Annotated in this window: 22 protein-coding genes; 10 read left to right on the top strand and 12 right to left on the bottom strand. The window is 71.5% G+C overall.

Features of this window, described 5'->3' with window-relative positions; translation table 11 throughout:
- Nucleotides 1-154: 154 nt before the first annotated feature.
- On the bottom strand, nucleotides 155-1,393 hold the full coding sequence (locus OG385_RS01820; protein ID WP_266851194.1) for an ROK family protein: 1,239 nt from the start codon (nucleotides 1,391-1,393) through the stop codon (nucleotides 155-157).
- Nucleotides 1,394-1,524: 131 nt separating this feature from the next.
- Here OG385_RS01820 and OG385_RS01815 point away from each other — a divergent pair, with 131 nt between their 5' ends.
- The 3 genes from OG385_RS01815 to OG385_RS01805 all read left to right on the top strand — a co-directional run bounded on the left by OG385_RS01815 (nucleotide 1,525) and on the right by OG385_RS01805 (nucleotide 6,161).
- Nucleotides 1,525-2,643, top strand: coding sequence for a CaiB/BaiF CoA-transferase family protein (locus OG385_RS01815; RefSeq protein ID WP_266851193.1), 1,119 nt, complete (start codon nucleotides 1,525-1,527; stop codon nucleotides 2,641-2,643).
- Between the two features lie 85 nt (nucleotides 2,644-2,728).
- Nucleotides 2,729-3,943, top strand: a complete 1,215-nt coding sequence (locus tag OG385_RS01810; RefSeq protein WP_266851192.1) for an acetyl-CoA C-acetyltransferase — start codon at nucleotides 2,729-2,731, stop codon at nucleotides 3,941-3,943.
- A 46-nt stretch (nucleotides 3,944-3,989) separates the two neighbouring features.
- Nucleotides 3,990-6,161: a 3-hydroxyacyl-CoA dehydrogenase NAD-binding domain-containing protein gene (locus OG385_RS01805; RefSeq protein ID WP_266851191.1), complete on the top strand. Its 2,172-nt coding sequence runs from the start codon at nucleotides 3,990-3,992 to the stop codon at nucleotides 6,159-6,161.
- Nucleotides 6,162-6,217: 56 nt separating this feature from the next.
- On the opposite strand, the gene OG385_RS01800 is transcribed toward OG385_RS01805, so the two are convergent.
- From OG385_RS01800 to OG385_RS01790, 3 genes are all read right to left on the bottom strand, one after another.
- Complete coding sequence (locus tag OG385_RS01800) at nucleotides 6,218-6,979, bottom strand: MerR family transcriptional regulator (protein WP_266851189.1); 762 nt, start codon at nucleotides 6,977-6,979, stop codon at nucleotides 6,218-6,220.
- 115 nt (nucleotides 6,980-7,094) lie between these two features.
- On the bottom strand, nucleotides 7,095-7,502 hold the full coding sequence (locus tag OG385_RS01795) for an SgcJ/EcaC family oxidoreductase (RefSeq protein WP_266851188.1): 408 nt from the start codon (nucleotides 7,500-7,502) through the stop codon (nucleotides 7,095-7,097).
- A 137-nt stretch (nucleotides 7,503-7,639) separates the two neighbouring features.
- A complete protein-coding gene (locus OG385_RS01790) occupies nucleotides 7,640-8,065 on the bottom strand; it encodes a MarR family winged helix-turn-helix transcriptional regulator (RefSeq protein WP_266851186.1) in 426 nt (141 codons plus the stop codon).
- Between the two features lie 176 nt (nucleotides 8,066-8,241).
- Between OG385_RS01790 and OG385_RS01785 the strand changes: the two genes are divergently transcribed.
- From OG385_RS01785 to OG385_RS01775, 3 genes are all read left to right on the top strand, one after another.
- Nucleotides 8,242-8,721, top strand: coding sequence for a hypothetical protein (locus tag OG385_RS01785; RefSeq protein WP_266851184.1), 480 nt, complete (start codon nucleotides 8,242-8,244; stop codon nucleotides 8,719-8,721).
- 69 nt (nucleotides 8,722-8,790) lie between these two features.
- Nucleotides 8,791-10,284, top strand: a complete 1,494-nt coding sequence (locus tag OG385_RS01780; RefSeq protein ID WP_266851183.1) for an alpha/beta hydrolase — start codon at nucleotides 8,791-8,793, stop codon at nucleotides 10,282-10,284.
- 173 nt (nucleotides 10,285-10,457) lie between these two features.
- A complete protein-coding gene (locus OG385_RS01775) occupies nucleotides 10,458-11,402 on the top strand; it encodes an oxygenase MpaB family protein (RefSeq protein ID WP_266851181.1) in 945 nt (314 codons plus the stop codon).
- Here OG385_RS01775 and OG385_RS01770 read toward each other — a convergent pair.
- Both OG385_RS01770 and OG385_RS01765 read right to left on the bottom strand, forming a co-directional pair.
- On the bottom strand, nucleotides 11,365-12,399 hold the full coding sequence (locus OG385_RS01770; protein ID WP_266851179.1) for a LacI family DNA-binding transcriptional regulator: 1,035 nt from the start codon (nucleotides 12,397-12,399) through the stop codon (nucleotides 11,365-11,367). The genes OG385_RS01775 and OG385_RS01770 overlap by 38 nt on opposite strands.
- Nucleotides 12,400-12,554: 155 nt before the next feature.
- On the bottom strand, nucleotides 12,555-14,048 hold the full coding sequence (locus tag OG385_RS01765; RefSeq protein ID WP_266851177.1) for a M1 family metallopeptidase: 1,494 nt from the start codon (nucleotides 14,046-14,048) through the stop codon (nucleotides 12,555-12,557).
- A 211-nt stretch (nucleotides 14,049-14,259) separates the two neighbouring features.
- On the opposite strand from OG385_RS01765, the gene OG385_RS01760 reads away from it, so the two are divergent.
- Entirely contained in the window at nucleotides 14,260-15,897 is a 1,638-nt protein-coding gene (locus tag OG385_RS01760) for an ABC-F family ATP-binding cassette domain-containing protein (protein ID WP_266851175.1), read from the top strand.
- A gap of 112 nt (nucleotides 15,898-16,009) precedes the next feature.
- On the opposite strand, the gene OG385_RS01755 is transcribed toward OG385_RS01760, so the two are convergent.
- Nucleotides 16,010-18,415 carry a Tex family protein gene (locus OG385_RS01755; RefSeq protein WP_266851173.1) on the bottom strand — a complete coding sequence of 802 codons (2,406 nt, stop codon included), beginning with the start codon at nucleotides 18,413-18,415 and terminating at the stop codon, nucleotides 16,010-16,012.
- 173 nt (nucleotides 18,416-18,588) lie between these two features.
- Nucleotides 18,589-19,443: a hypothetical protein gene (locus tag OG385_RS01750; RefSeq protein ID WP_266851171.1), complete on the bottom strand. Its 855-nt coding sequence runs from the start codon at nucleotides 19,441-19,443 to the stop codon at nucleotides 18,589-18,591.
- Nucleotides 19,444-19,654: 211 nt separating this feature from the next.
- On the opposite strand from OG385_RS01750, the gene OG385_RS01745 reads away from it, so the two are divergent.
- Both OG385_RS01745 and OG385_RS01740 read left to right on the top strand, forming a co-directional pair.
- Nucleotides 19,655-20,653 (top strand): GlxA family transcriptional regulator, encoded by a 999-nt coding sequence (locus tag OG385_RS01745; RefSeq protein WP_266851169.1) that lies wholly within the window; start codon nucleotides 19,655-19,657, stop codon nucleotides 20,651-20,653.
- A gap of 10 nt (nucleotides 20,654-20,663) precedes the next feature.
- A complete protein-coding gene (locus OG385_RS01740) occupies nucleotides 20,664-21,299 on the top strand; it encodes a DJ-1/PfpI family protein (RefSeq protein ID WP_266851167.1) in 636 nt (211 codons plus the stop codon).
- Here OG385_RS01740 and OG385_RS01735 read toward each other — a convergent pair.
- Nucleotides 21,286-22,077 carry an enoyl-CoA hydratase/isomerase family protein gene (locus OG385_RS01735; protein WP_266851165.1) on the bottom strand — a complete coding sequence of 264 codons (792 nt, stop codon included), beginning with the start codon at nucleotides 22,075-22,077 and terminating at the stop codon, nucleotides 21,286-21,288. The genes OG385_RS01740 and OG385_RS01735 overlap by 14 nt on opposite strands.
- A 313-nt stretch (nucleotides 22,078-22,390) precedes the next feature.
- Here OG385_RS01735 and OG385_RS01730 point away from each other — a divergent pair, with 313 nt between their 5' ends.
- Nucleotides 22,391-22,894, top strand: a complete 504-nt coding sequence (locus OG385_RS01730) for an ATP-binding protein (protein WP_266860557.1) — start codon at nucleotides 22,391-22,393, stop codon at nucleotides 22,892-22,894.
- Here OG385_RS01730 and idi read toward each other — a convergent pair.
- The 3 genes from idi to OG385_RS01715 all read right to left on the bottom strand — a co-directional run bounded on the left by idi (nucleotide 22,860) and on the right by OG385_RS01715 (nucleotide 24,853).
- Nucleotides 22,860-23,435, bottom strand: coding sequence for an isopentenyl-diphosphate Delta-isomerase (gene idi / locus OG385_RS01725; RefSeq protein ID WP_266851164.1), 576 nt, complete (start codon nucleotides 23,433-23,435; stop codon nucleotides 22,860-22,862). The genes OG385_RS01730 and idi overlap by 35 nt on opposite strands.
- A gap of 113 nt (nucleotides 23,436-23,548) precedes the next feature.
- Nucleotides 23,549-23,818, bottom strand: coding sequence for a hypothetical protein (locus OG385_RS01720; RefSeq protein WP_266851162.1), 270 nt, complete (start codon nucleotides 23,816-23,818; stop codon nucleotides 23,549-23,551).
- Between the two features lie 93 nt (nucleotides 23,819-23,911).
- On the bottom strand, nucleotides 23,912-24,853 hold the full coding sequence (locus tag OG385_RS01715) for a cation diffusion facilitator family transporter (RefSeq protein ID WP_266851160.1): 942 nt from the start codon (nucleotides 24,851-24,853) through the stop codon (nucleotides 23,912-23,914).
- Nucleotides 24,854-24,896 lie beyond the last annotated feature (43 nt).

The following is a 24,896-nucleotide window of genomic DNA, read 5'->3' as shown; positions in this document are numbered from 1 at the left end:
GGAACACCGCGCAGTGGCGTGGGGGCCGGGCGGCCACGAACCGCCGGGCCCCCACGGCATATCCGGACAGCGGTGCGCACCCCCCCGGCGCACCGGTACGCTCCCGGCCCGCTCCCGGCCCGCCGTCACCCCGCCCCGGCGCACCGGGGTGCTCTCACCCCGCCCGCTGTTCCGTGTACGCGACCGGATCGGCCAGCACCTCCTGGACGATCAGCGCCGCCGCACCCCGCGCGGCGTCCCCCGCCACCGATGAGGCACGCAGTCTGCCGCTGCCGCGCGGCCAGAGCCCGGAGATCACCCGGCCGGTCAGCTCCCGGTCGGCACCCGGCGCCAGCCAGGGCATCAGGCCGCGGTAGATCCCGCCGAGCACCACCGCGTCCGGGTCGAAGAGGTTCACCGCCCCCGACAGCACCCGCCCCAGCATCACCCCGGCCTCCGCGACGGCGGCCACGGTGCGCTCGTCGCCGGAGTGCGCGCGCCGTTCCAGCTCCGCGACCCCGGACGGTCCGGCGCTCTCGTCTATCCCGGCGGCCCACAGCAGCGCCGACTGGCCCGCGTACTGCTCCAGGCAGCCGCGCGAGCCGCACCGGCACTCCGGGCCGTCGGGGTCCACCACCACATGGCCGATCTCACCGGCGAACCCGTGGGCGCCGCGCAGCAGTTCGCCGTCCAGCACCAGGGCGCCGCCCACCCCTATCTCACCGGTCAGATAGAGGAAACTGCGGATCGCGCCGAGCCCGCCGAACCACAGCTCGGCCAGCGCGGCCAGATTGGCCTCGTTGTCCGAACTGACCGGCAGCGGGCGGCTGTCCGGGCGCAGCGCCGAGAGGGCCTGGGCGAAAACCCCCTCGGCCGCCACCCGGTTCCAGCCGAGGTTGGGTGCTTGCCGCACGGTCCCCCCGGAGACAAGACCCGGCAGCGCCAGCTGGACGCCGACGGGCCGCAGGTCCTGCTCCCGCGCCGAATCCAGCGCCCGTGCCGCGACACGCGCGGCGCGGGCCAGCACGCCGGCCGGCGGCGCGCCCCGGTTGTCCAGGTGCTCCGTCCGACGTACGCGGCCGGTGCCCGCCAGGTCCACCACACAGACCGACACATAGTCGACGTTGATCTCGACGCCGATGCCCGCCACGCCCGTGCGGGCGGGTTTGAGCACCGTGCCGGGCCGCCCGGCCTGCCCGCTGAACGTCTTGCCCGACTCCGCGAGGAAGCCGCTCTCCAGGAGCTGTTCGACCAGCGACGAAACGGCCGCCCGGGTCAGCCCCACCCGTGCGGCGACACCGGCCCTGGTGGCCTCGCCCTGCTCCCGCACGGCGCGCAGCACCAGGCTGAGATTCTGCCGCCGTACGGTGTCCTTGTCGGCCTTGGGGCCGAGCGGCGTGAGGTTATTGGTCATATCGCCGCTGAGCCTATGCGACCCCGTACCGCGCCACTAAGCGGATGCTCAGCCAAAAGTCTTGTGCGGAGTGGAACACGTTCTTAACATCATCGATGTCACATCAGTTGTGTCACAGTCCTGGGGGCGTGATGGCAGAGGCAGGGAACGGCCCGCTGGCGGGGGTCCGGGTGGTCGAGCTGGCGGGGATCGGGCCCGGTCCCTTCGCCGCGATGGTCCTCGCGGACCTCGGCGCCGACGTCGTACGGGTCGACCGGCCCGGCGGCACGGGGCTCGCGGTCAACCCGGCGTACGACCTCACCAACCGCAACAAGCGCTCGGTGCTCATCGACCTCAAGGCCGACGACGGACCCGCCCGTGTCCTCGGACTCGTGGAGCGCGCCGACATCCTGATCGAGGGGTACCGGCCGGGTGTCGCCGAGCGTCTCGGCGTCGGCCCGCTGGAGTGCCACGCCCGCAACCCGAAGCTCGTGTACGGACGGATGACCGGCTGGGGGCAGGAGGGGCCGCTCGCCGGACGCGCCGGGCACGACATCGCGTACATCGCCGTCACCGGCACCCTGGGGATGATCGGCAGCCCCGGCGAGCCGCCCACCGTCCCCGCCAATCTGGTCGGTGACTACGCGGGCGGCTCGCTCTATCTGGTCATCGGCATCCTCGCCGCGCTCCAGCACGCACGCACCGAAGGGGGAGCGGGGCAGGTGGTCGACGCCGCGATCGTGGACGGCGCCGCGCACCTCGCCACCATGATCCACGGGATGCTGGCGGCGGGTGGCTGGCAGGACAGGCGCGGGGCGAACCTGCTCGACGGGGGCTGCCCGTTCTACGGCAGCTACGAGACGTCGGACGGCGAGTACATGGCCGTGGGCGCCCTGGAGCCGCAGTTCTACGACGAGTTCGTGCAGCTGCTCGGTATCGCGTCCGAAGCCCCGGCACGCAAGGACTTCGCTCGCTGGGACGGACTGCGCGAGACCATCGCCGCCCGCTTCCTGACCCGGACCCGGGCGGAGTGGACGGCGCTCTTCGAGGGGTCCGACGCCTGTGTGGCGCCGGTGCTCTCGCTGCGTGAGGCGCCGGAACACCCGCATCTCGCCGCCCGCGGGACGTTCATCGAGCACAGCGGGATCACCCAGCCCGCGCCGGCGCCGCGCTTCTCCGCCACCCCCGGTTCCGTACGGCTCGGACCCGCCCAGCCCGGTGCCGACACGGCGGAGGTCGCCCGGGACTGGGACGTACAAGGACTCACCTGACCGGCATTCCGGCCCGCCTCACCCCGACCCGCACCCGCACATCACCCGCACCCGCATTCGATCCGCATCCCGAAAGGCCGCTGTCTTGAGTACCGAAGCGTTTGTGTACGACGCGATCCGCACCCCACGCGGGCGCGGGAAGGCCAATGGCGCCCTGCACGGCACCAAGCCCATCGACCTGGTCGTCGGGCTGATCCATGAGCTGCGCCGCAGGTTCCCCGGTCTCGACCCGGCGGCCATCGACGACATCGTGCTCGGTGTGGTCAGCCCGGTCGGCGACCAGGGCTCCGACATCGCCCGCACGGCGGCCGTCGCGGCCGGCCTCCCCGACACGGTGGCCGGTGTCCAGGAGAACCGCTTCTGCGCCTCCGGTCTGGAAGCCGTCAACCTGGCCGCCGCGAAGGTCCGTTCCGGCTGGGAGGACCTGATCCTGGCGGGCGGCGTCGAGTCGATGTCCCGCGTCCCGATGGCCTCCGACGGCGGGGCCTGGGCGATGGACCCGATGACCAACTGGGACACCGGCTTCGCACCCCAGGGCGTCGGCGCCGACCTCATCGCCACCATCGAGGGCTTCAGCCGGCACGACGTCGACTCCTACGCCGCGCTCTCGCAGGAGCGGGCCGCCGAGGCGTGGAAGGACGGCCGGTTCGCCCGCTCCGTCGTCCCCGTCACCGACCGCAACGGGCTGGTCGTCCTCGACCACGACGAGCACCTGCGGCCGGGCACCACCGCCGACTCGCTGGCCGCCCTCAAGCCGTCCTTCGCCACCATCGGCGAGATGGGCGGTTTCGACGCGGTGGCGCTGCAGAAGTACCACTGGGTCGAGAAGATCAACCACGTCCACCACGCGGGCAACTCCTCCGGCATCGTGGACGGCGCCTCGCTGGTCGCCATCGGCTCGGGCGAGGTCGGCGAGCGGTACGGGCTGACGCCCCGGGCCCGCATCGTCTCGGCCGCGGTCTCGGGATCGGAACCGACGATCATGCTGACCGGGCCCGCGCCCGCCACCCGCAAGGCGCTCGCCAAGGCCGGTCTGACCATCGGCGACATCGACCTCGTGGAGATCAACGAGGCCTTCGCCGGCGTCGTGCTGCGCTTCGCCCGGGACATGGAACTCCCGCTGGACAAGATCAACGTCAACGGCGGAGCCATCGCACTCGGACACCCGCTCGGCGCCACCGGCGCGATGATCCTCGGCACCCTCATCGACGAACTGGCCCGTCGCGACCAGCGGTACGGCCTCGCCACGCTCTGCGTCGGCGGCGGCATGGGCATCGCCACCGTCGTCGAGCGTCTCTGACCGCCTCCCCTCCCACGACCCACGGCCCTCACGGAGCAGCCACACCATGAGCGAGAACACCACCATCCGCTGGGAACAGGACGGGACCGGCGTCGTCACCCTCGTCCTCGACGACCCCAACCAGTCCGCGAACACCATGAACCAGGCCTTCAAGGAGTCGATCGCGGCCGTCGCCGACCGCGCGGAGGCCGAGAAGGACTCCATCCGCGGCATCATCTACACCTCCGCGAAGAAGACCTTCTTCGCGGGCGGCGACCTCAAGGACATGATCCAGGTCGGGCCCGACCGCGCCCAGCAGGCCTTCGACACCGGTACGGCCATCAAGAACTCGCTGCGCCGCATCGAGACCCTGGGCAAGCCGGTCGTCGCGGCCATCAACGGCTCGGCGCTCGGCGGCGGTTACGAGATCGCCCTCGCCAGTCACCACCGCATCGCCCTCGACGCGCCGGGCTCCAGGATCGGCCTGCCCGAGGTCACCCTCGGTCTGCTGCCGGCCGGCGGCGGTGTCACCCGGACCGTACGGCTGATGGGCATCGCCGACGCGCTGCTCAAGGTGCTCCTCCAGGGCACCCGGTACAACCCGCGGCGCGCCCTGGAGAACGGCCTCGTCCACGAAGTCGCCGCCACCGCCGACGAGATGCTGGCCCAGGCGCACGCCTTTATCGACGCCCACCCCGAGTCGCAGCAGCCGTGGGACGTCAAGGGGTACAAGATCCCCGGCGGGACCCCGTCCAACCCGAAGTTCGCCGCCAACCTGCCCGCCTTCCCCGCCAACCTGAAGAAGCAGTTGCAGGGCGCCCCCTATCCCGCGCCGCGCAACATCCTCGCCGCGGCCGTCGAGGGCTCCCAGGTCGACTTCGAGACGGCACTGACCATCGAGGCCAGGTACTTCACCGAGCTGGTCACAGGGCAGACCGCGAAGAACATGATCCAGGCGTTCTTCTTCGACCTCCAGGCGGTCAACTCCGGTGCCGGCCGCCCCCAGGGGATCGAACCCCGCGAGGTCCGCAAGGTGGCCGTGCTCGGCGCCGGGATGATGGGCGCGGGTATCGCCTACTCCTGTGCGCGCGCCGGGATCGACGTCGTACTCAAGGACGTGTCGGCCGAGGCCGCGCAGAAGGGCAAGGCGTACTCGGAGAAGCTGCTCGCGAAGGCCCTCTCGCGCGGCCGCACCACCGAGGCCCAGCGGGACGCGCTGCTCGCCCGCATCACCCCGACCGGCGACCCGGCCGACCTGGCGGGCTGCGACGCGGTGATCGAGGCGGTCTTCGAGGACGTGTCGCTCAAGCACAAGGTGTTCCAGGAGATCGAGGGCGTCATCGAGCCCGACGCGCTGCTCTGCTCCAACACCTCCACGCTCCCCATCACGCTGCTCTCCGAAGGCGTCGAGCGGCAGAGCGACTTCATCGGGCTGCACTTCTTCTCGCCCGTCGACAAGATGCCGCTCGTCGAGATCATCAAGGGCGAACGGACCGGCGACGAGGCGCTGGCCCGCGCTTTCGACCTGGTACGCCGGATCAACAAGACCCCGATCGTCGTCAACGACTCCCGCGGGTTCTTCACCTCACGCGTCATCGGCCAGTTCATCAACGAGGGCGTGGCGATGATCGGCGAAGGCGTCGAGCCCGCATCGGTCGAGCAGGCCGCCGCCCAGGCCGGCTACCCGGCCCGGGTGCTCTCGCTGATGGACGAACTGACGATCACCCTGCCGCGCAAGATCCGCAACGAGGCGAAGCGGGCCACCGAGGAGGCGGGCGGCACCTGGGCCGGGCACCCGTCGGACGCCGTCATCGACCGGATGGTCGACGAGTTCGGCCGGACGGGCCGTAGCGGGGGAGCGGGGTTCTACGACTACGAGGACGGCAGGCGGACCGGACTCTGGCCGGGGCTGCGTGAGCACTTCACGAAGTCCGGGGCGGACGTCCCCTTCACCGACATGAAGGAGCGGATGCTCTTCTCCGAGGCGCTGGACAGCGTCCGCTGCCTGGAGGAGGGCGTCCTGACCTCGGTCGCCGACGCCAACATCGGCTCGATCCTCGGCATCGGCTTCCCGGGCTGGACCGGCGGTGTGCTCCAGTACATCAACGGTTACGAGGGTGGCCTGCCGGGCTTCGTGGCGCGCGCCCGTGAACTCGCCGAGCAGTACGGGGAGCGGTTCGCGCCGCCCGCGCTGCTGGTCGGGAAGGCCGAGCGGGGCGAGACGTTCAGCGACAGCTGAGGCCGGAAGGCCGGGAGACGGGGCCGGGGCAGGTCCGACCCGGCTGTCCGGCCGGGTCAGGGGGCTGCGGGTCCGTCCGCGTAACGGGCCCGCAGCTCCTCCTTGAGCGACCGCTGGAACGCGGTCACCAGCGCCTGCACCACCATGGGCTGCATATCGGCGGAGAGGGTCTTCATCGCCTCCACCGCGTCGGGGTCGCTCTCCCGCTCCCGGTAGGGCCCCCACACCTCGTCCTGGAAGAGCCGGGTCAACTCCTTCGCCGCGGCCCGGGTGTGCTCAAGGACCACCGTGCGCGCGGCCAGGATCGTCTCGTGGGCGATCGGCACGTCGAGCAACTGCACACCGAGCGCGAGCAGCCCCGGATCCACCCGGAAAGCGTCCTTGTCGCCCTCGACTCGCTCCAGCACGTTCATCGCGGCCAGCCGGTCGATGTCCGGTTCGGGCAGCGGCCGGCCCGCCCGGCGCTCCAGCTCCGCCCGGGTCGCCTCGTCCGCACCCTCCGGCGCCCACGAGGCCACCACGGCGCGGTGGATCGCGAGATCATGCGCGCTCAGGCCCTCGGGGAGCTGGCGGAGATAGCGCTCGATCGCGGCCAGCGTCATCCCGTGGTGCTGCAACTCCTCGACGAGCGCCAGCCGGGAGAGGTGCGCGGGGCCGTACAGTCCGACGCGGCGCGGCCCGATCACCGGCGGGGGGAGCAGGCCGCGTGCGCTGTAGAAGCGGACGGTGCGGACGGTCACCCCGGCGCGCGCGGCCAGCTCGTCGACCGTGAGGGCCGCAGCCGTGTCCGGGCCCGTGCTGTCGGGGCAGGTCGCCATTGCTTGTGCCTCGTTTCCCGGATACCCGGTCGGTCGGGGTCGATCACTCGGTCCGGTACAACAGTATTGCTGTCGCACCATCCTTGTGAAAGTCCGGGGCGGCCGTGGGCAACCGTCAGGAGCGGTAGGCGCGCTTGGACCGGCGGCTCATCCTCGTGTTCTGGAAGGCCACGCATTCCCAGCGTCCCTCCTGGCGGTGCAGCGTGAACGTCTGGAACTTGTCGAAGCCGATCCGGCTGCCCTTGCCGACGCCGCCGACGGTGGTCACCACCGCCGTGGACTCGTCCGGCATCCGCACGTCGATCGGCTTGACCGTCATGCGCGTGCCCTTCTGCCACCGGGTGAACACCTCACGGTGTGTCCGCTCGATGGCGGCGCGCCCGAGCATGGCGTCCCCCATGAAGATCACATATGACGCGTCCTCCGCGAACTGTGCCGCGTAGCCGCTCGCGTCCCCCGCGTCCCAGGCATCCCGGATCCGTTCCAGGAATCCTTCGACCGTGTCCTGATTCGTGACCGCCATCGTCGTCTCCTCGGTCGGCTGTGGTCGGCCGCCTCTCGGCAGCGCTCAATTGCTTCCCACTGAAACTATTCCTACCGAAACGATTTGCGCAAGCCCCTACCGGTCACCGGACCGGGGACCCGGACCGGAAGGGCCGGTCACCAGGCCCGGACGGGACGACCTTCGGGCTCGACGGCGACATTGGCGTAGACGATGCCGAGCAACCGGCGCAGCTCCGACCGGTCGTCGGCCGTCAGCCCCGCGGTCAGCCGCTCCTCCGACGCGCCCGCGAGCCGGATCAACTTCTCCAGTTCCACCCGGCCCTCCTTCCGCAGGCGGACCAGTTTCACCCGGGCGTCGGCCGGCGACTCGCGCCGTTCCACCAGGCCCCGCTCGATCAGCAGCGCGAGCAGCCCCACCAGACGGCTGGCCGGAATGCCCAGCGATGAGGCGAGCTGCTGCTGTGCGTGTTCCTCGCCGTCACGCAGCCCGCGCAGTACGGCGAAATGCCGCGGCAGCAGGTCCTCCGCGGCCAGGGCGGACTCGAAGGCGAGGGCCGCCGCGTTGCCCGCCGAAGCAATCACGAAGCCGAGTGGCTCCTCAGCGCCGGCGCTTCGCGTGGCAGGTCCTTTCCTCACCCGGGAAACGTAGCAGCTGACCGTTCCCACCGAAACGGCCCTGTCCGGGCGCCCGCTTGTCACCCGGTCGCGCATGACAAATGACATGGGTCCGCGCCGTGGACCGATGCTGCAATGGGGTCATGTTGCATGCGAAGAGGATTCATCTGCCGAGCCAGGACTACGAGCTGACCGAGGACGGCCGGGCGCTGACGACGTTCTCGTTGCGCCGAGGCCGCATCGGCGCACGGTTCACCCTGAGCGGGGCCGACTACCAGATCCGCACTCACCGCTTCAGTGGTGTCTACGAACTGCTCGACGTCGGCGGGACCGTCGTCGCGACCACGGACCGGGTGCGCCGCATCTGGAACATGACGTGCTCCGGTCGGGTCATCCCGTTCCGCCAGACCGCGGCGGCGGGCCGGGAGTACACCATGGCAGGCGACGACGGTGTGCCCGTCGGCACGATCCGCCGCACCGGAGACGTCCACTCCGAGACCACCGCCGACCTGCCGGGCCTGGACCCCGCGCTCCAGGTCTTCGCGCTCGTCGTCGTGCTGCTGCGCAGGCGCCGCAAGCGGGCGGCGGCGGCCGTCCGGTCGACCTCCCTCGCGGGTGGCTGACGCCCGGCCGAAGCGTCGGCCTCCACTGCCCTCTCGGCCCACTGCCTTATCGAAGTGAGGAGAACAACCATGCGCAGGACCTGGCTCGCGGCGCTCGCCGTCACGGTGGGCGCGGTCGCGGTGACCTCGGGCGTCTCGCAGATGGCCACGGCGGGCGCGCCGTCCCGGTCGCAGGAGGGTGCGCCCTCCCGGTCGCCGCTGCGGTGGGGCGCGTGCCCCAGCCCGACGGAGGCGGCCCTGCGGTGCGCGCGGCTCGCGGTGCCGCTCGACTACGGTCACCCCGACGGGCGGACGATCGAAGTCGAGGTGTCCCGTCTGGCGAGCACGAAGCCGGCCGAGAAGCGCGGCGTACTGCTGCTCAACCCCGGGGGCCCCGGCCTGCCCGGGCTCCCCGTTCCCGCACTGATGAAGCTGCCCCAGAAGGTGCGCGACCGCTACGACGTGATCGGTTTCGACCCACGAGGCGTCGGCCAGAGCACCCCGCTGACCTGCGGCTTCACCAGTGCTCAGGGTGAGGTGGCGGCCAACCCGCCCAACCCCGGCAGCGCGGCCGACGTGGCGAAGCAGGCCGTGACGGCGAAGAGCCTCGCCGCACGGTGCGCCACATCGAAGACCGCGGACCTGCTGCCGCACATCACCACCGCGAACACCGCGCGCGACATGGACCGGATCCGAGCGGCACTGGGCGTGCCGAAGATCTCGTACTACGGCGAGTCCTACGGGACCTACCTGGGCGCGGTGTACACCACTCTCTTCCCCCGGCGCGGCGACCGCATCGTGCTCGACAGCAGCCTGCCGCCCGAGGGCTACGACGTCGCGGCGCTGCGCGGCCAGGGCACGGGCTTCGAGACCCGCTTCCCCGACTTCGCGAAGTTCGCCGCGGCCGCACCCCAGCAGTACCACCTGGGCAGCACACCGTCCGCGGTCCGCGAGAAGTACTTCCAACTCGCCGCGCGCCTCGACAAGAAGTCCGTACAGGGATACGACGGCACGACCTTCCGCGTCGTCACCGCGGGGGCCATCCGCGACGACAGCGACTTCGCCTACCTCGCCGCCACCTGGCACGCCCTGGACACGGACCAGCCGCCCCCGGGCTCCGGCGACACCGGCGGCGGGGGCGCGTACAGCGACAACTTCCCCGCTGCCTACCTCGGGGTGATCTGCGGCGACTCCCGCTGGCCGACGGCCCTCGCGACCTATCAGCACAACGTCGCGGTCGACCGCGTCCGCCACCCGATGTACGGCGCGTTCGTGGCCAACATCCGGCCGTGCGCCTTCTGGCCTGCCCCCGCCGAGCCGAAGGTGAAAATCACCGACCGGGGACCCTCGAACGTCCTCATGGTGCAGAACCTCCGCGATCCGGCGACCCCGCTTTCCGGGGCGCTGCGGACGCGCCGGGCCCTCGGTGAGCGGGCCCGGATGGTCACCGTCGACCAGGGCGGGCACGTGGCCTACCTGACGGGCTCGAACGCCTGCGGGAACGACGCGGTGACCGATTACCTGGCCACCGGGAAGCGGGCCGCACACGACAGCTACTGCCCCGCAGAGCCGGCCAGCCCCTGACCATTCGAGTGCCCCGCCCGGCCTGCGCCCTGGTCGCGCGGGCCACGGTCGTCCTGCCCCTCCCCGCTCCCCGCGCCGCTCCGGCCTCGGCCGTCGCATACTGGACGCAGGGAAGAACGGGCCGCGGGCAGGAGCCCGCTACGACCGACGGGAGCAGCGACGGGAGTCCGCCAATGAGCAGCCGCACCACGCCGGCCGGGCCGCCGCCACCGCCGCCGGGCGGTGTGCTGTGGAGCGAGGTCGGTGACATCCGGGTGCTGCTCACGCTGCCCGCGGCGCTGACCATGCAGGTGGCACACCCGGCCGTCGGCGCCGGCGTCGACGCGTACTCCGTCTTCCGTACCGACCCATGGGGCCGCGGCGAGCGCTCGCTGCGCTCGATGCAGCTCTGGGTGTACGGCGGGGCCGCCGCTACCGAAGAGGGGCGCAGGCTGCGCCGTATGCACCGGACCATCCGCGGCACCGACACCCGCGGCCGCCCGTACCAGGCCCTCGCTCCGGCCACCTTCTCCTGGGTGCACGCCACTGGTTTCCCGGTCTTCCTGCAGGGCCGGAAGTACCTCGGACGCCCCTACACCGACGCTCAGGAACGGCAGTTGTACGCGGAGTGGCTCCAGGTCGGGCGGGTCCTCGGCATCGCCGACCGGGACATGCCGCAGACCATCGAGGAGTTCTGGCCGTACTACCGGAAAATGCTGGCCGACGAGATCGAGGCCACCCCGGTGGTGCGGGAGCTGACCGACCCGGGCAGCCCCGTACCGCCCCCGGACCGCGGACCTCGTCCGCTGCGCTCGCTGCTCCGGCTGCTCTGGCCGGTGCTGCTGCCGCCGCTGGCCCGCTTCCGGCACTTCGTCACCGTGGGGCTGATGCCGCCGGAGGCACGTCAGGCGATCGGTCTGGAGTGGACGGACTCGCAGGAGCGGGCGCTGCGCCGTTTCGGCCGGTGTGTCCGGGCCGTCGTGCCCGTGCTTCCCGAGCGGGTGCGCTATCTGCCGCTGGCCCGTGCGGCGCGGGCGGCCCACCGGGCGGCGATGTCCGGCGGCGCGCCGGCCGGCAGGGAGAGCGTCACACCGCCGGACGTCACGCGGAGACCCGGCGGACCAGGTCGGTCGGCATGATCACGGAGTCGGGCGGTGTGACGCCCTCCCCGTCCAGGCCCCGGAGCAGCATCCGTACCATCAACCGCCCCATGCCCTCGATGTCCTGACGGACCGTCGTCAGTGGCGGGTCGGTGCACTCCGCCACCTTCTCCATGTCGTCGAACCCCACCACCGCCACGTCGTGGGGGACCCGTCGGCCGTGTTCCCGCAGGACCTGGAGCGCCCCCGATGCCATCAGGTCGTTGGCCGCGAACACCGCGTCCACCTCCGGCCGCCGCTCAAGCAGTTCGGACATCGCCGCGGCGCCGCTTTCCACCGTGAAGGCCCCGTGTGCGGTGAGCCCGGGGTCGACGTCCAGCAGGACATCCCGGTAGCCGTCCAGCCGGTCGATCCCCGATGTCTGGTCCTGCGGGCCCGCGATGTGCGCGATGTGCCGGCGTCCGAGCGAGACCAGATGCTGGACCGCCGTGCGGGCGCCGCCCCGGTTGTCGCAGTCGGCGTAGGGCAGCGCGAGACCGGACTCGGGGCCCGCCCACACCGGCCGCCCGCCGAAGACCGTGGGGATACCGGCCCGGTGGATCACCGCGGGCAGCGGATCCTCGGTGTGCAGCGAGAAGGCCAGCGCGCCGTCCACATGGCCGCCCGCCAGATAACGCCCGATCCGGTCGTAGTCCTGCCTGCCCTCCACCAGCAGCAGCACCAACTGCGAGTCGTGGGCCGTCAGTTCGCGGCTGATGCCGCGCAGCTGCTGTGAGAAGAACGGGTCCGAGAAGATCCGGATCTCCGGCTCGGCGATGATGACCGCGACCGCGCCGTTGCGCCGGGTGACGAGCGTCCTGGCCGCGTGATTCGGTACGTAGCCGAGTTCCTCGACAGCCTGCTGGACCCGGTCCACCAGCGGCTGCCGCACACCGGCACCGCCGTTGACGACGCGCGAGGCCGTCGCCCGCGACACACCCGCGCGGGCCGCGACGGCCTCCAGGGTCGGCCGGGAGCCGTGGATCGGATCGGTCAACGGGTACTCCTCGTCGGGCGCGGCAGCAGGGCGTACGGGTACTCGCTCCGCGGCGGTGCTCGGGCCGCGGTATCGGAGCAGCGTAACCACCGCCCGCCGCGCGCCGGAAGCCGCGCCGCCCCGGCCGACGGGACGGCGCGGCCTCCTGTCGCAGGTCAGCGGTCGTGGACGGTGTGCGTCCGCTCGATCTGCCGCCAGGACTTCGGCGCCACGGGCCGGGCGTCCGTATGCGCGATCCGGGCCTGCTTCGCCGCCCCCGCTGCGGGCTTGGACGGGGTGAACAGCCAGGTGTCGAAGAAGGCGTCCAGCGGCGTCCCCGAGACCTGCTCGGCGTACTTCTCGAAGTCGGCCACCGACGCGTTGCCGTAGGCGTGCTCGGCGGGCCACCCCTTGAGGATCTTGAAGAACGCGGTGTCACCGATCTTGTCGCGCAGCGCCTGGATGGCGAGCGCGCCCCGGTCGTAGACGGCGTCGTCGAACTGGTTCGCCGCGCCGGGATCGCCCGGCTTCACCTTCCAGAACGCGTCGTCGGCCGGGTGCGAGGCGTACACATAGTCCGCCAGCTCCTGCGCGGTCCCGTCGCCCTGGTTCTCCGACCAGAGCCACTCGGCGTAGGACGCGAACCCCTCGTTGATCCAGATGTCCTTCCAGCCCTTGAGGGACACGTCGTCGCCGTACCACTGGTGCGCCAGCTCATGGACGACCACCGAGACATTGGCGCCGTTCGCGAACTGCTTCGGGCTGTAGAACGGCCGGGTCTCGGTCTCCAGCGCGTACCCGGTGGTGGTGTTCGGCACATAGCCGCCGAGCGCGCTGAAGGGATAGGGGCCGAAGTACCCGCTCAGCCAGTCGGCGACCTCCCCGGTGCGCTCCACACTGGCGCGCGCGGCGCCGGCGTTGTCGCCCAGGTCCTTGCTGTACGCGTTGATGATCGGCACACCCGCCGCCGTGGTGCCGTTGGTGATGTCGAACTTGCCGACGGCGAGCGTCGTCAGATAGGTGGCCTGCGGCTTGTTGGACCGCCAGTTGTACGTGGTCCGGCCCAGCTGTGAACGCTGCGACTGGAGCACGCCGTTGCTGATCGCCTGGGTGCCGTCGGGCACCGAGACCGACACGTCGTACGTGGCCTTGTCCAGCGGGTGGTCATTGCTCGGGAACCACCACCACGCCGACTCGGGCTCGTCCGCCGCGACCGCGCCGTCCGGGGTGCGGTGCCAGGTGTTGAAGCCGTACGCCGACTTGGTGGACGGCACACCGCTGTAGCGGACCACGATGGTCACCGCGGAGCCCTTGGCCAGCCCCTTGGCCGGGGTGACCACCAGCTCGTGCTGCCCCGATGTGGCGAAGGAGGCCTTGGCGCCGTTGACGCGCACCTCGCTCACATCGAGCAGGAAGTCCAGATCGAACCGGGAGAGATCCTGGGTGGTGGTGGCCAGGATCGTCGCGGTGCCGTCCAGCCGGTCCGTCGACGGCTGGTACTTCAGCTTGAGGTCGTAGTGCGAGACGTCGTATCCGCCGTTGCCGTATGCCGGGTAGTACGGGTCGCCGATGCCCGGTGCCCCGGGCGTGAAGCCGGCCGCCGATGCCGGGATCGCCAGCAGAAGCGAGGCGGCCGAGAGCACGCTCGGGACGATGAGTCTGCGGTGCACTGATGCTCCAAGTCGTGGGGGTCGTCGTTGTGTTCGACCCTATTCAGCCCACCCGCCACTAGTCATGTCCACGGTCACAGCTGTCACAGGATCGCCATTCGGCCGACATGGACTCTGCCGCACCACCGCACCCCGCGCCGCCCGCCCCGCCGGGGGCACCGGCCGCCTGGTCAGGAGGGCGCGGCGCGGCCCGATTAGGATCGGTTCCCTCATGACTGCAACCCTTGTCGCCAAAGACCTCGCCGCGGGCCACGGTGACCGCTCGCTCTTCTCCGGCCTCGACCTCGTCGTGGCGCCGGGAGACGTGATCGGTCTCGTCGGTGTGAACGGCGCGGGCAAATCGACCCTGCTGCGCCTCCTCGCCGGACTCGACACCCCGGAGGAGGGCGAGCTGAGGCTCTCGCCGCCCACCGCCACCGTCGGCCACCTCCCGCAGGAGCCGGAGCGCCGCGAGGGCGAGACCGTACGCGAGTTCCTCGCCCGGCGCACCGGGGTGGCCGCCGCCCAGAGCGCCATGGACGAGGCCACTCAGGGCCTGGTCGACGGGGTCGCGGGAGCCGATGACGCGTACTCCACCACGCTGGAGCGCTGGCTCGACCTCGGCGGGGCCGATCTCGACGAGCGCGCCGATGAGGTGGCGGCGTCGCTGGGTCTCACCGTCGGCCTCGACCAGCCGATGACCTCGCTCTCCGGCGGCCAGGCGGCCCGCGCCGGTCTCGCCTCGCTGCTGCTCTCCCGGTACGACGTGTTCCTCCTCGACGAGCCGACCAACGACCTCGACCTCGACGGCCTGGACCGTCTTGAGCGCTTCGTCGGCGGGCTGCGTGCGGGCACCGTCGTCATCAGCCACGACCGCGAGTTCCTCACCCGTACGGTCACCAAGGTCCTCGAACTCGACCTCGCCCAGCAGCAGATCACCCTCTACGGCGGCGGGTACGCGGGATATCTGGAGGAGCGGGAGACCGCCCGCAGGCACGCCAGGGAGGAGTACGACGAGTTCGCCGACAAGAAGGCCGCTCTTGAGGGCCGGGCCCAGATGCAGCGCGGCTGGATGGACAAGGGCGTCAAGAACGCCCGCCGCAAGGCGTCCGACAACGACAAGCTCGGCCGTAAGTTCCGCAGCGAGGCGAGCGAGAAGCAGGCGGCCAAGGCCCGGCAGACGCAGCGCATGATCGAGCGCCTCGACGTCGTGGACGAACCCCGCAAGGAGTGGGAGCTGCGGATGGAGATCGCGGCCGCTCCGCGCTCGGGATCCGTGGTGGCCACCCTGCGGGACGCAAGCGTCGTCCGCGGGGACTTCACCTTCGGCCCCGCGCACCTCCAGATCGACTGGGCCGACCGGGTCGCCATCACCGGAGCCAACGGGGCGGGCAAGTCCACCCTGCTCGGTGCGGTGCTGGGCCGTGTGCCGCTGGACACCGGGCACGCGGCGCTCGGCCCCGGCGTCGTGGTCGGCGAGGTCGACCAGGCCCGCGGCCTCTTCTACGGTACGGAGACCCTGCTGGCCGCGTTCTGCGCGGCGGTTCCCGACACCGAGCCCGCCGAAGTCCGTACGCTCCTCGCGAAGTTCGGCCTGAAAGCGGCGCATGTGCTGCGGCCCGCAACCACCCTCTCGCCGGGCGAACGGACCAGGGCCGCCCTCGCGCTGCTGCAGGGCCGGGGCGTCAACCTCCTGGTGCTTGACGAACCCACGAACCACCTGGACCTGGAGGCCATCGAGCAGCTGGAGTCGGCCCTCGACTCGTACGAGGGGACTCTGCTGCTGGTCACCCACGACCGCCGGATGCTGGACGCGGTCCGTACGACGCGCCGTATCGAGGTGGCCGACGGCAAGGTCACGGAAGTCTGAACCGGCCAGGCCGAACGACCCTGAGCACATCCCTGACGCACATCGCCGGGCGGGCCCGAACAGGCCCGCCCGGCGACGTGCGTCAGGTCATCCGGCGGTAGGAACCACGGGTTCAGCCGCGCCCCTTACCGCGCCCGGGGTCGGTGAGCCCGGCCCGCCGCAGCGCGTCCGCCATCGCGCTGTTGGCCGGTGCCGGCGCTGACGTCCGGCCGCCACCCCCGCCGCCACCGCGACGGCCCCCGCCGCCCTGCCGCTGCTGCGGAGGCCGGCCGCCCTGGCCGTCCTGCGCCCGCTTGCCCCGGTCCTGCCGCTCCTTGCCGCCGCCCGGCTTGGCTCCGGCCTCGTCGTCGAGCCGCAGGGACAGCGAGATCCGCTTGCGCGGGATGTCGACGTCCATCACCTTCACCTTGACGATGTCGCCCGGCTTGACCACATCACGCGGGTCCTTCACGAACGTCCTGGACAGCGCGGACACATGCACCAGGCCGTCCTGGTGGACCCCGATGTCGACGAACGCGCCGAACGCGGCCACATTGGTGACCACGCCCTCCAGGACCATCCCGGCCGTCAGATCGCCCAGCTTCTCGACGCCCTCCTTGAAGGTGGCCGTCTTGAACGCGGGCCGGGGGTCGCGCCCCGGCTTCTCCAGCTCCCGCAGGATGTCCGTCACCGTCGGCAGCCCGAAGGTGTCGTTCACGAATTCGGCCGGATCCAGCGAGCGCAGCAGCGCCGCGTTCCCGACGAGCGAGCTGCCGCCCGCCTTCTTGGTCATCGTCCGCACCACCGGGTACGCCTCCGGGTGCACGCTCGACGCGTCCAGCGGGTCGTCGCCGTCCCGGATGCGGAGGAAGCCCGCACACTGCTCGTACGCCTTGGGGCCCAGCCGCGACACGTCCTTGAGCGCCCTGCGCGACCGGAACGGGCCGTTGGCGTCGCGGTGCGCCACGATGTTCTCGGCGAGCCCCGAGCCGATACCGGAGACCCGGGAGAGCAGCGGGGCGGACGCGGTGTTGACGTCCACTCCGACACCGTTCACGCAGTCCTCGACGACCGCGTCCAGCGAGCGGGAGAGCTTCACCTCGGAGAGGTCGTGCTGATACTGCCCGACCCCGATCGACTTGGGGTCGATCTTGACCAGTTCGGCGAGCGGATCCTGGAGCCTGCGGGCGATCGACACCGCGCCCCGGAGCGTCACGTCCATGTCGGGCAGCTCCTGCGAGGCGAACGCGGACGCCGAGTACACGGAAGCCCCCGCCTCCGAGACCATCACCTTCGTCAGCTTCAACTCGGGGTACTTCGCACACAGTTCACCGGCGAGCTTGTCCGTCTCGCGCGACGCGGTGCCGTTCCCGATCGCGATCAGGTCGACCGCGTGCTCCTTCGCGAGCCGGGCCAGCTTGGCCAGCGCCTCGTCCCACCGGTTCGCGGGGACGTGCGGGTGGATCACATCGGTGGCCACGACCTTGCCGGTCGCGTCGACCACGGCGACCTTCACACCCGTACGGAAGCCGGGGTCGAGCCCGAGCGTGGCACGGGTCCCGGCGGGGGCCGCCAGCAGCAGGTCACGCAGATTGGACGCGAAGACCTTGACCGCCTCGTCCTCGGCTGCCGTCCGCAGCCGCAGCCGCAGATCGATCCCCAGATGGACCAGGATGCGGGTGCGCCAGGACCAGCGCACCGTCTCGGTCAGCCATGCGTCGCCCGGCCTGCCGCGGTCCGCCACCCCGAAGCACCGCGCGATCATCGACTCGTACGCCGAAGGACCGGCGGTGTCCGACGGCTCCTCCGGCTCCAGGGCCAGGTCGAGCACGTCCTCCTTCTCGCCCCGCAGCATCGCCAGCACCCGGTGCGAGGGCAGCGCGGTGAACGGCTCGGCGAACTCGAAGTAGTCGGCGAACTTGGCGCCCTGCTCCTCCTTGCCGTCCCGCACCTTCGCCGTCAGCCGCCCGCGCGTCCACATCCGCTCACGCAGCTCACCGATGAGGTCGGCGTCCTCGCCGAACCGCTCGGTGAGGATGGCCCGTGCGCCGTCCAGCGCGGCGGCCGGATCGGCGACGCCCTTGTCCGCGCCGGCGAACGCCGCCGCAGCCGCGAGCGGTTCCACCGAGGGGTCGGCCAGCAGCCCGTCTGCGAGCGGTTCGAGACCGGCCTCCCGCGCGATCTGGGCCTTGGTCCTGCGCTTCGGCTTGAAGGGCAGATAGATGTCCTCCAGCCGGGCCTTCGTCTCCGCGGCCCGGATCTGCGCCTCCAGCGCGTCGTCGAGCTTGCCCTGCTCCCGTACGGACTCCAGAACTGCCGTCCGCCGCTCCTCCAGCTCCCGCAGATAGCGCAGCCGCTCCTCCAGCGTGCGCAGTTGCGCGTCGTCGAGCATCTCGGTCGCTTCCTTGCGGTAGCGCGCGATGAACGGCACGGTCGAGCCGCCGTCGAGCAGCTCGACGGCGGCCTTCACCTGCCGTTCCCTGACGCCGAGCTCCTCCGCGATCCTGCTTTCGATGGAAACTGGGGTGGTCGTGGTCACGATCCCGTACCGCCTTCTCGCTGAGCTTGCCGCATTCTTCCGGAGCAGCCCCCGGACCCCGCGCGGTGATCGGGCCGCCGGTGGGAGCCGGCCCGCCGCCGCGCGGGGAAACAGTGCATCAGCATTGTGGCAGGCGGGGCCGGCGGAGCGGGGTACGCCCGCCCGGGACCGGATCAGCTGAGGCTGAACGGGAAGGCGCCCGCCGCGACTGCGGCGGCGAGGAAGCCGCGCGCCAGCTCGGTGAGGCGCTCCACGCCCTCGGCGCCCAGGTGTTCGTACGGTGCGAGGTCGAGGCGGTCGGTGTCCGACTCCACGTCCTGGCGCAGCTTGGTGCCCGCATCGGTGAGCCCGCCGTCCGCGTCCAGCAGCCCGCGCCCGCGCAGCCGCTCCACGGCCGCGTCCCAGTCGCTCCGGCGCCAGCCGCGCGTGGCGAGGATCCAGCGGGGTGCCATGCCCTTGCCGGTCGCCGTGTGGCTCACCAGCGCCTCCAGCGGGTCGAGCCCGGCGGCGAGCAGCACGGCGAGATGGCCGTCGCCGCGGTGCTCGCGGAGCAGCGTCGCCGCGTGCCAGAACGCGAGATGGGGCTGCTCGGGGACCGGCAGGTCGGCGTGGGCGGAGTACAGCGGCCGGGCGTGCCGGGTGCAGGCCTCGGCCGCGCGCAGCGCGAGCCGCGCCGCCTCGGCCATCGCGTCGGACGCCACCGCCTCCTCGCCGAGCAGCCGCCGCAGCGTGGCGTCGGCGGCCCGCAGCCGGGCGTCGAGCACGGTCCGCGGTGAGGCTGTCTCCCACACGGCGGGGACATGGCGGGCGATCAGCTCGGGGTTGAAGTTATAGAAAGTGGCGGCGATCGTGCCGGGGCCCACAGCCCCCATCGCCGCACCGCGCCCGGCGAAGTAGGCGGCGCCCGCGTCGTCGATCCCGACACCGGCGAGCTGCTCGGTGAAGTCGGGGGAGAAGTAGAGCGTCGAGTGCAGCGGGTTGACGGAGTTGTGGCAGCGACGGCCGGCGCGCGGCTGGAGCGAGGTCATGGCCTGAATGTTACCGACTGGTTGGTACGTGGGGAAGGGAGGGGTGGAGAAGGGCGGCGGATGCGGGGCGCGAGACCGGCGGAGAAGGGGCGGCGGGCGGCGCGCTACGGCAGCGAGTGAGGCGGGTGGTGCGGCAGGTATGGCAGGTATGGCAGGAAAGGTGGGACATTCGTCATTGCGGACATGTCGCTCGGCGCCAATGATGAGTCGTATGCCGCAGAGATCCTTGCTGATCGTCTTCTTCGACGAGTTACAGAGCCTTGATGTGACCGGCCCCCTGGAAGTGTTCACAGGGGCCGGCCGTCTCGGCGGGGACGCGTACACCGTCCGTACGGCCTCGCTCGACGGATCGGCCGTCCGCACGTCCAGCGGCCTCACGCTCGTACCGGACGGCGCGCTGACCGATGCCGGGGACCCGCACACGCTGCTGGTCCCCGGTGGCCAGGGCACCCGCACGCCCGACCCCCGGCTGATCGACTGGCTGCGTGAGCACGCCCCGCGCGCCGAGCGCATCGTCTCGGTGTGCACCGGCGCGCTGCTGCTCGCCCGGGCCGGCCTGCTGGACGGCCACCGCGTCACCACGCACTGGTCGGTCTGCGACCACCTGGCGCGGACCTACCCGGCCGTCGAGGTCGACCCCGAGCCGATCTTCGTGCGGGACGGGAGGCTCGCCACCTCCGCCGGAGTCACCGCCGGTATCGATCTGGCGCTCGCACTGGTCGAGGAGGACCTGGGCCGCGACATCGCGCTGACCGTCGCCCGCCATCTGGTGGTCTTTCTCCGACGCCCGGGAAACCAGGCCCAGTTCAGTGTCCAGCTCGCCACCCAGACGGCGCGGCGCGATCCGCTGCGCGAAGTCCAGCAGTGGATCAGCGAGCACCCCTGCGGCGATCTGTCGGTCGAATCCCTCGCGGACCGCGCCCGTCTTTCGCCCCGCCACTTCGCCCGCGCCTTCCGCGCGGAGACCGGGACGACACCGGGACGCTACGTCGAAGGCGTCCGGCTGGAACACGCCCGGCGACTTCTCGAAGACACGGCGGACTCGGTCGCGGAGATCTCCCGCACCTGTGGCTACGGCACACCGGAGGCCATGCGCCGCGCCTTCCTGAAAGCACTGGGCACCGCGCCTGCCGAGTACCGCCGCCGCTTCCGCTCACCCGCCGCCCACCGATCGGGCGCCCCGTCCGACACCCCGTCGCAGCCTGACTGAGAGGCACACCATGCAGATCGCGATCGTTCTCTTCGACCGTTTCACCGCACTGGACGCGGTCGGCCCCTACGAGATGCTCTGCCGCATCCCGGATGCCGAGACGATTTTCGTCGCCGAGCGGACCGGCCCCGTACGCAATGACGCAGGCAGCCTCCAGCTTGTCGCGGACCGGACACTCGACGAGGTGCCGCGACCCGACATCGTCGTGGTGCCGGGCGGGCCCGGGCAGACCGCCCAGATGGAGAACGAGGAGCTCCTCGGCTGGCTGCGTGCCGCCGACGCGGCGAGCACCTGGACGACCTCCGTCTGTACGGGGTCGCTGCTGCTGGCGGCAGCGGGTCTGCTCGACGGCCGCCGCGCCACGTCCCACTGGCTGGCGCTGGACAGCCTGGCCGCGTTCGGGGCCGAACCGACGGGCGAACGGGTCGTCACCGACGGCAAGTTCATCACGGCGGCCGGGGTGTCGTCCGGTATCGACATGGCACTCACCCTGGTCGGCCGGGTCGCCGGGGACCGGTATGCGCAGGCGGTCCAGCTGGGCGCCGAGTACGACCCGCAGCCGCCCTACGACGCGGGCTCGCCGCTGAAGGCCCCGGCCGACCTGGTCGAGGAGATGCGCGGGAGGAGCCGCTTCATCCTCCGGTAGTGCCTCGCAACACCGCCCCGGGACGCGGGGTCCAGGTGAAGCGGGGCTCCCGCCGCTCCAGGAACGCCGTGACCCCCTCCACCGGGTCGTCGGAGTCCCGCGCCGCCGCCCGCCAGTACGCGCCCCGGTCGTCCCGGCCCGCGGCGAACTCCTTGGCCGCCGTCTGCGTCAGCTGCGAGCGGGACACCAGCACCCGGCTGAACTCCGCCACCCGCGGGCCGAGCTGGTCCCTGGGCACCACCTCGTCCAGCAGGCCGGTCCGCAGCGCGTGGTCCGTGCCGATCAACTCGGCCGAGAACAGGAGGTACTTGGCGGTCGCCGGACCCACCAGGGAGACCAGCCGCGCGGTGGAGGCCGCCGGATAGACGATCCCGAGCTTTGCCGGAGTCACCCCGAACAGGGAGCCCTCCTCGGCGAACCGCAGGTCGCAGGCTGCCGCCAGCTGGCAACCGCCGCCCACGCAGTACCCGCGCACGGCGGCGAGTGTCGGCTTCGGGAAGGCGGCGAGAGCCTCCTCGGCCCGGACCGCGAGTCGCTGGGGGTCCTCGCGGGGGTCCTCATGGGGGTCCCGGAGTGTCGATATGTCGGCCCCGGCGCAGAAGGTGTTCCCGGCTCCGGTCAGGACCAGGACGCGGACGCCGGTGTCGTCCGCCAGCCGGTCGAGCAGCGCCGGCAGGGCCCGCCACATGGCAGCCGTCATGGCATTGCGCTTGGCGGTGTTGCTGATCACGACGGTGGCGACCCCGTCGGCGACGGTGTGCTTCAGCTGCGGCTCCATGAGCCGGATGCTATCGGCCCGGCCGAGCCGGTGATCAGCCGCTGCCCGGAACGGTCTCCGGTGGCCCGCAGCGGTTCTCCGGTGGTCTCCGGTGGTCTCCGGCGGGCTGAAGGACGGTCCGCGGACATCTCTGTCACCCGTCACCAAAGCCGCCAATAGACACCAGAAATAGACACGCCCTTAACGGGATCGGTCACATTCCTTCGAATAGCGACGATTAGCGCTGACTTCTGTTCAGCTGCTCGGTGCGGACCGGCTCATTCCCAACACTCGATGCGTGGTCACCATCGAGAGCGAGGGCGGGAGCCGGGATATGGAGAGCCGCGGGAGCAACAGCCCGCCCGACCCGGCGGTCGCCGGCTCCCTGCCCTACGAAGGCGTCTGGCGGTTCACCGCCCCGTCGGTCGACGTCTCCGTACCGCAGGCCCGGCACGCCGTACGCGATCTGCTGGCGCGCCAGCAGGTCCCGGTCGGCCCGGACACCGTCCAGGGCCTGCTGCTGATCGTCTCCGAGCTGGTCACCAACGCCGTACGCCATGCCGCGCTGCTCTCCCCGGAGGTGGCCGTGGAGGTCGCCGTCGGGGCCTCCTGGATCCGGGTGTCGGTCGAGGACAACCACCCCTACCGGCCGAGGGCGCTGGACGCGGACCAGGGGCAGACCGGGGGGCGCGGCCTGATGCTCGTACGCGAGATCACCGCGGAGGCCGGCGGGACCTGCGGGGTGGAACAGACGGCGAGCGGCGGCAAGGTCATCTGGTCCGCGCTGCCGCTCGCCCCGGTCGTTACCAGCCCCCGTTCGGCCCCGTCAGCTCTCTGACCGCGGGGCGCGCAGCGTCGAGCACCGTCATGAACCACGAGGAGAACGGCGCGGACGAGTGCCGCTCGGCCAGTTCGGTGGCGGTGACGAACGCCGTGTCGTCCACCTCGTCGGGGTCGGGCCGCAGTTCCGCCTGGGCGAGCCCGACGAACAGATGGTTGAACTCCTGCTCCACCAGGCCCGAATCGGGGTCCGGGTGGTTGTAACGCACCGTGCCCGCCTCGGCCAGCAGCGCCGGGGAGATGCCCAACTCCTCATAGGTGCGCCTGGCCGCCGCCGCGAAGGGGGATTCGCCCGGATAAGGGTGCCCGCAGCAGGTGTTGGACCACACGCCGGGGGAGTGGTACTTACCGAGTGCCCGACGCTGGATCAGCAGCCGTCCCGCTCCGTCGAAGAGGAACACCGAGAAGGCCCGGTGCAGCTGGCCGGGTGCCTGGTGTGCGGCGAGCTTCTCCGCCGTTCCGATGGTCCTGCCGCTCTCATCGACCAGTTCGAGCATGATCGCTTCTGCTGCGCCGTTCGACATAACCATCCTTCGCATCGGGCGTCACCGGCTCCTCAGTCTGCCGTACAAAAGCGGCTTGTCCGCACTTCGGAGCGCAGGACGTGTCGGTGCCCCCGCCACACTGCGTGGCGGGGCCACCGACCGGAATATCAGAATTGGGCGCCTGCCGGGAAACCGGCCCCGTGCATCGGGCGCAGCGCATATGCTGCACAGCCGTATTCGCCACCGTGCTCCCGGTGCATGGCGAGTTCCTCGCGGCTGCCCGCAAGCGCCTGCCCCATGGTGGCCTCGCCCGCGGTGCGCAGCGGGGAGCCGGCGGACTCCCGGAAGGCGCGGCACTCCGCCGCGCCGATGATGTACCCGGACCCCTCGGCCCGGACAAGATCGAACATACCGTCGGAGAGGGGGAGTTCGGCCATGCCGGCCACGAGTGTACGGATCGATCCGCTCGGCCCGCGGCCCGGTGGCAGGGCTCAGCGGCACGGTTGAGTGGCAGAGCTCAGTGACAGAGCTCAGTGGCAGAGCTTCGCCTCGTGCTCCGCGTGGCCGCCCGGCTCCAGCTGGAAGGTGCAGTGCGCGACGTCGAAGTGGGCGCCGAGGCAGCCCTGGAGGTCGTGCAGCATCTTCTCGTGACCGATCGCGTCCAGGGTGTCGGGGCTGACCACCACGTGCGCGGAGAGGACCGGCATCCCCGAAGTGATCGTCCACGCATGCAGATCGTGGACGTCGGCCACTCCGGGGAGGCCCAGGATGTGGGCCCTGACCTCGCCCATGTCGACGTTCTTCGGGGCCGCTTCCAGCAGTACGTCGAGTGTCTCGCGCAGCAGCTTGACCGTACGCGGGACGATCATGAGGCCGATGACGAGCGAGGCCACGGGGTCGGCCGCCTGCCAGCCCGTCGTCAGGATCACGGTGGCCGAGATCAGCACGGCGACCGAGCCGAGCGCGTCGGCCATCACTTCCAGATAGGCGCCGCGGACATTGATGCTCTCCTGCTGCCCCCGGACGAGGATGGAGAGCGAGATCATGTTGGCGACCAGACCGATGAGGCCGAAAACGATCGTCAGGCCGCCCGCTGTCTCGGCCGGCGTGATGAAGCGCTGGATCGCCTCGTACAGGACGTAACCGCCCACGCCCAGCAGCAGAAGGCAGTTGGCGAGTGCGGCCAGGATCTCCGCCCGTGCGTAGCCGAAGGTCCGGTTCTCGCTGGCCGGGCGGTTGGCGAAGTGGATCGCCAGGAGCGCCATCGCAAGCCCGAGCGCGTCCGTCGCCATGTGTGTCGCGTCCGCGAGCAGCGCCAGCGAGTCGGCCAGCAGACCGCCGGCGATCTCCACCACCATCACGGTCAGTGTGATGCAGAGTGCGATGCGCAGGCGAACCCGGTGAGCGGCCCCGGCGGTCCCGGTAGGCGGCGGTCCGCCGTGCGCATGCCCGTGGTCGTGCCCAGCCCCCATGAGAGCGCCTCCCGATCGTGAGCGTGCCGGCCCGAGAGGTCAG

The organism is Streptomyces sp. NBC_01306, from assembly GCF_026340465.1.
In the GTDB taxonomy this organism is placed as follows: domain Bacteria; phylum Actinomycetota; class Actinomycetes; order Streptomycetales; family Streptomycetaceae; genus Streptomyces.
Note: the sequence above shows the minus strand (reverse complement) of the source record. Positions and strands in the feature narration are given on the sequence as shown.

Bases quoted from the DNA above. Each gene is read 5' to 3' on its own strand.
- OG385_RS01730 (WP_266860557.1), top strand. From the start codon at position 22,391: ATGGAGAGCCGCGGGAGCAACAGCCCGCCCGACCCGGCGGTCGCCGGC.
- OG385_RS01780 (WP_266851183.1), top strand. From the start codon at position 8,791: ATGCGCAGGACCTGGCTCGCGGCGCTCGCCGTCACGGTGGGCGCGGTC.
- OG385_RS01805 (WP_266851191.1), top strand. From the start codon at position 3,990: ATGAGCGAGAACACCACCATCCGCTGGGAACAGGACGGGACCGGCGTC.
- OG385_RS01820 (WP_266851194.1), bottom strand. From the start codon at position 1,393: ATGACCAATAACCTCACGCCGCTCGGCCCCAAGGCCGACAAGGACACC.
- OG385_RS01715 (WP_266851160.1), bottom strand. From the start codon at position 24,853: ATGGGGGCTGGGCACGACCACGGGCATGCGCACGGCGGACCGCCGCCT.
- OG385_RS01775 (WP_266851181.1), top strand. From the start codon at position 10,458: ATGAGCAGCCGCACCACGCCGGCCGGGCCGCCGCCACCGCCGCCGGGC.
- OG385_RS01720 (WP_266851162.1), bottom strand. From the start codon at position 23,818: ATGGCCGAACTCCCCCTCTCCGACGGTATGTTCGATCTTGTCCGGGCC.
- OG385_RS01815 (WP_266851193.1), top strand. From the start codon at position 1,525: ATGGCAGAGGCAGGGAACGGCCCGCTGGCGGGGGTCCGGGTGGTCGAG.
- idi (WP_266851164.1), bottom strand. From the start codon at position 23,435: ATGCGAAGGATGGTTATGTCGAACGGCGCAGCAGAAGCGATCATGCTC.
- OG385_RS01795 (WP_266851188.1), bottom strand. From the start codon at position 7,502: ATGGCGGTCACGAATCAGGACACGGTCGAAGGATTCCTGGAACGGATC.
- OG385_RS01785 (WP_266851184.1), top strand. From the start codon at position 8,242: ATGTTGCATGCGAAGAGGATTCATCTGCCGAGCCAGGACTACGAGCTG.
- OG385_RS01745 (WP_266851169.1), top strand. From the start codon at position 19,655: ATGCCGCAGAGATCCTTGCTGATCGTCTTCTTCGACGAGTTACAGAGC.
- OG385_RS01750 (WP_266851171.1), bottom strand. From the start codon at position 19,443: ATGACCTCGCTCCAGCCGCGCGCCGGCCGTCGCTGCCACAACTCCGTC.
- OG385_RS01760 (WP_266851175.1), top strand. From the start codon at position 14,260: ATGACTGCAACCCTTGTCGCCAAAGACCTCGCCGCGGGCCACGGTGAC.
- OG385_RS01800 (WP_266851189.1), bottom strand. From the start codon at position 6,979: ATGGCGACCTGCCCCGACAGCACGGGCCCGGACACGGCTGCGGCCCTC.
- OG385_RS01740 (WP_266851167.1), top strand. From the start codon at position 20,664: ATGCAGATCGCGATCGTTCTCTTCGACCGTTTCACCGCACTGGACGCG.
- OG385_RS01735 (WP_266851165.1), bottom strand. From the start codon at position 22,077: ATGGAGCCGCAGCTGAAGCACACCGTCGCCGACGGGGTCGCCACCGTC.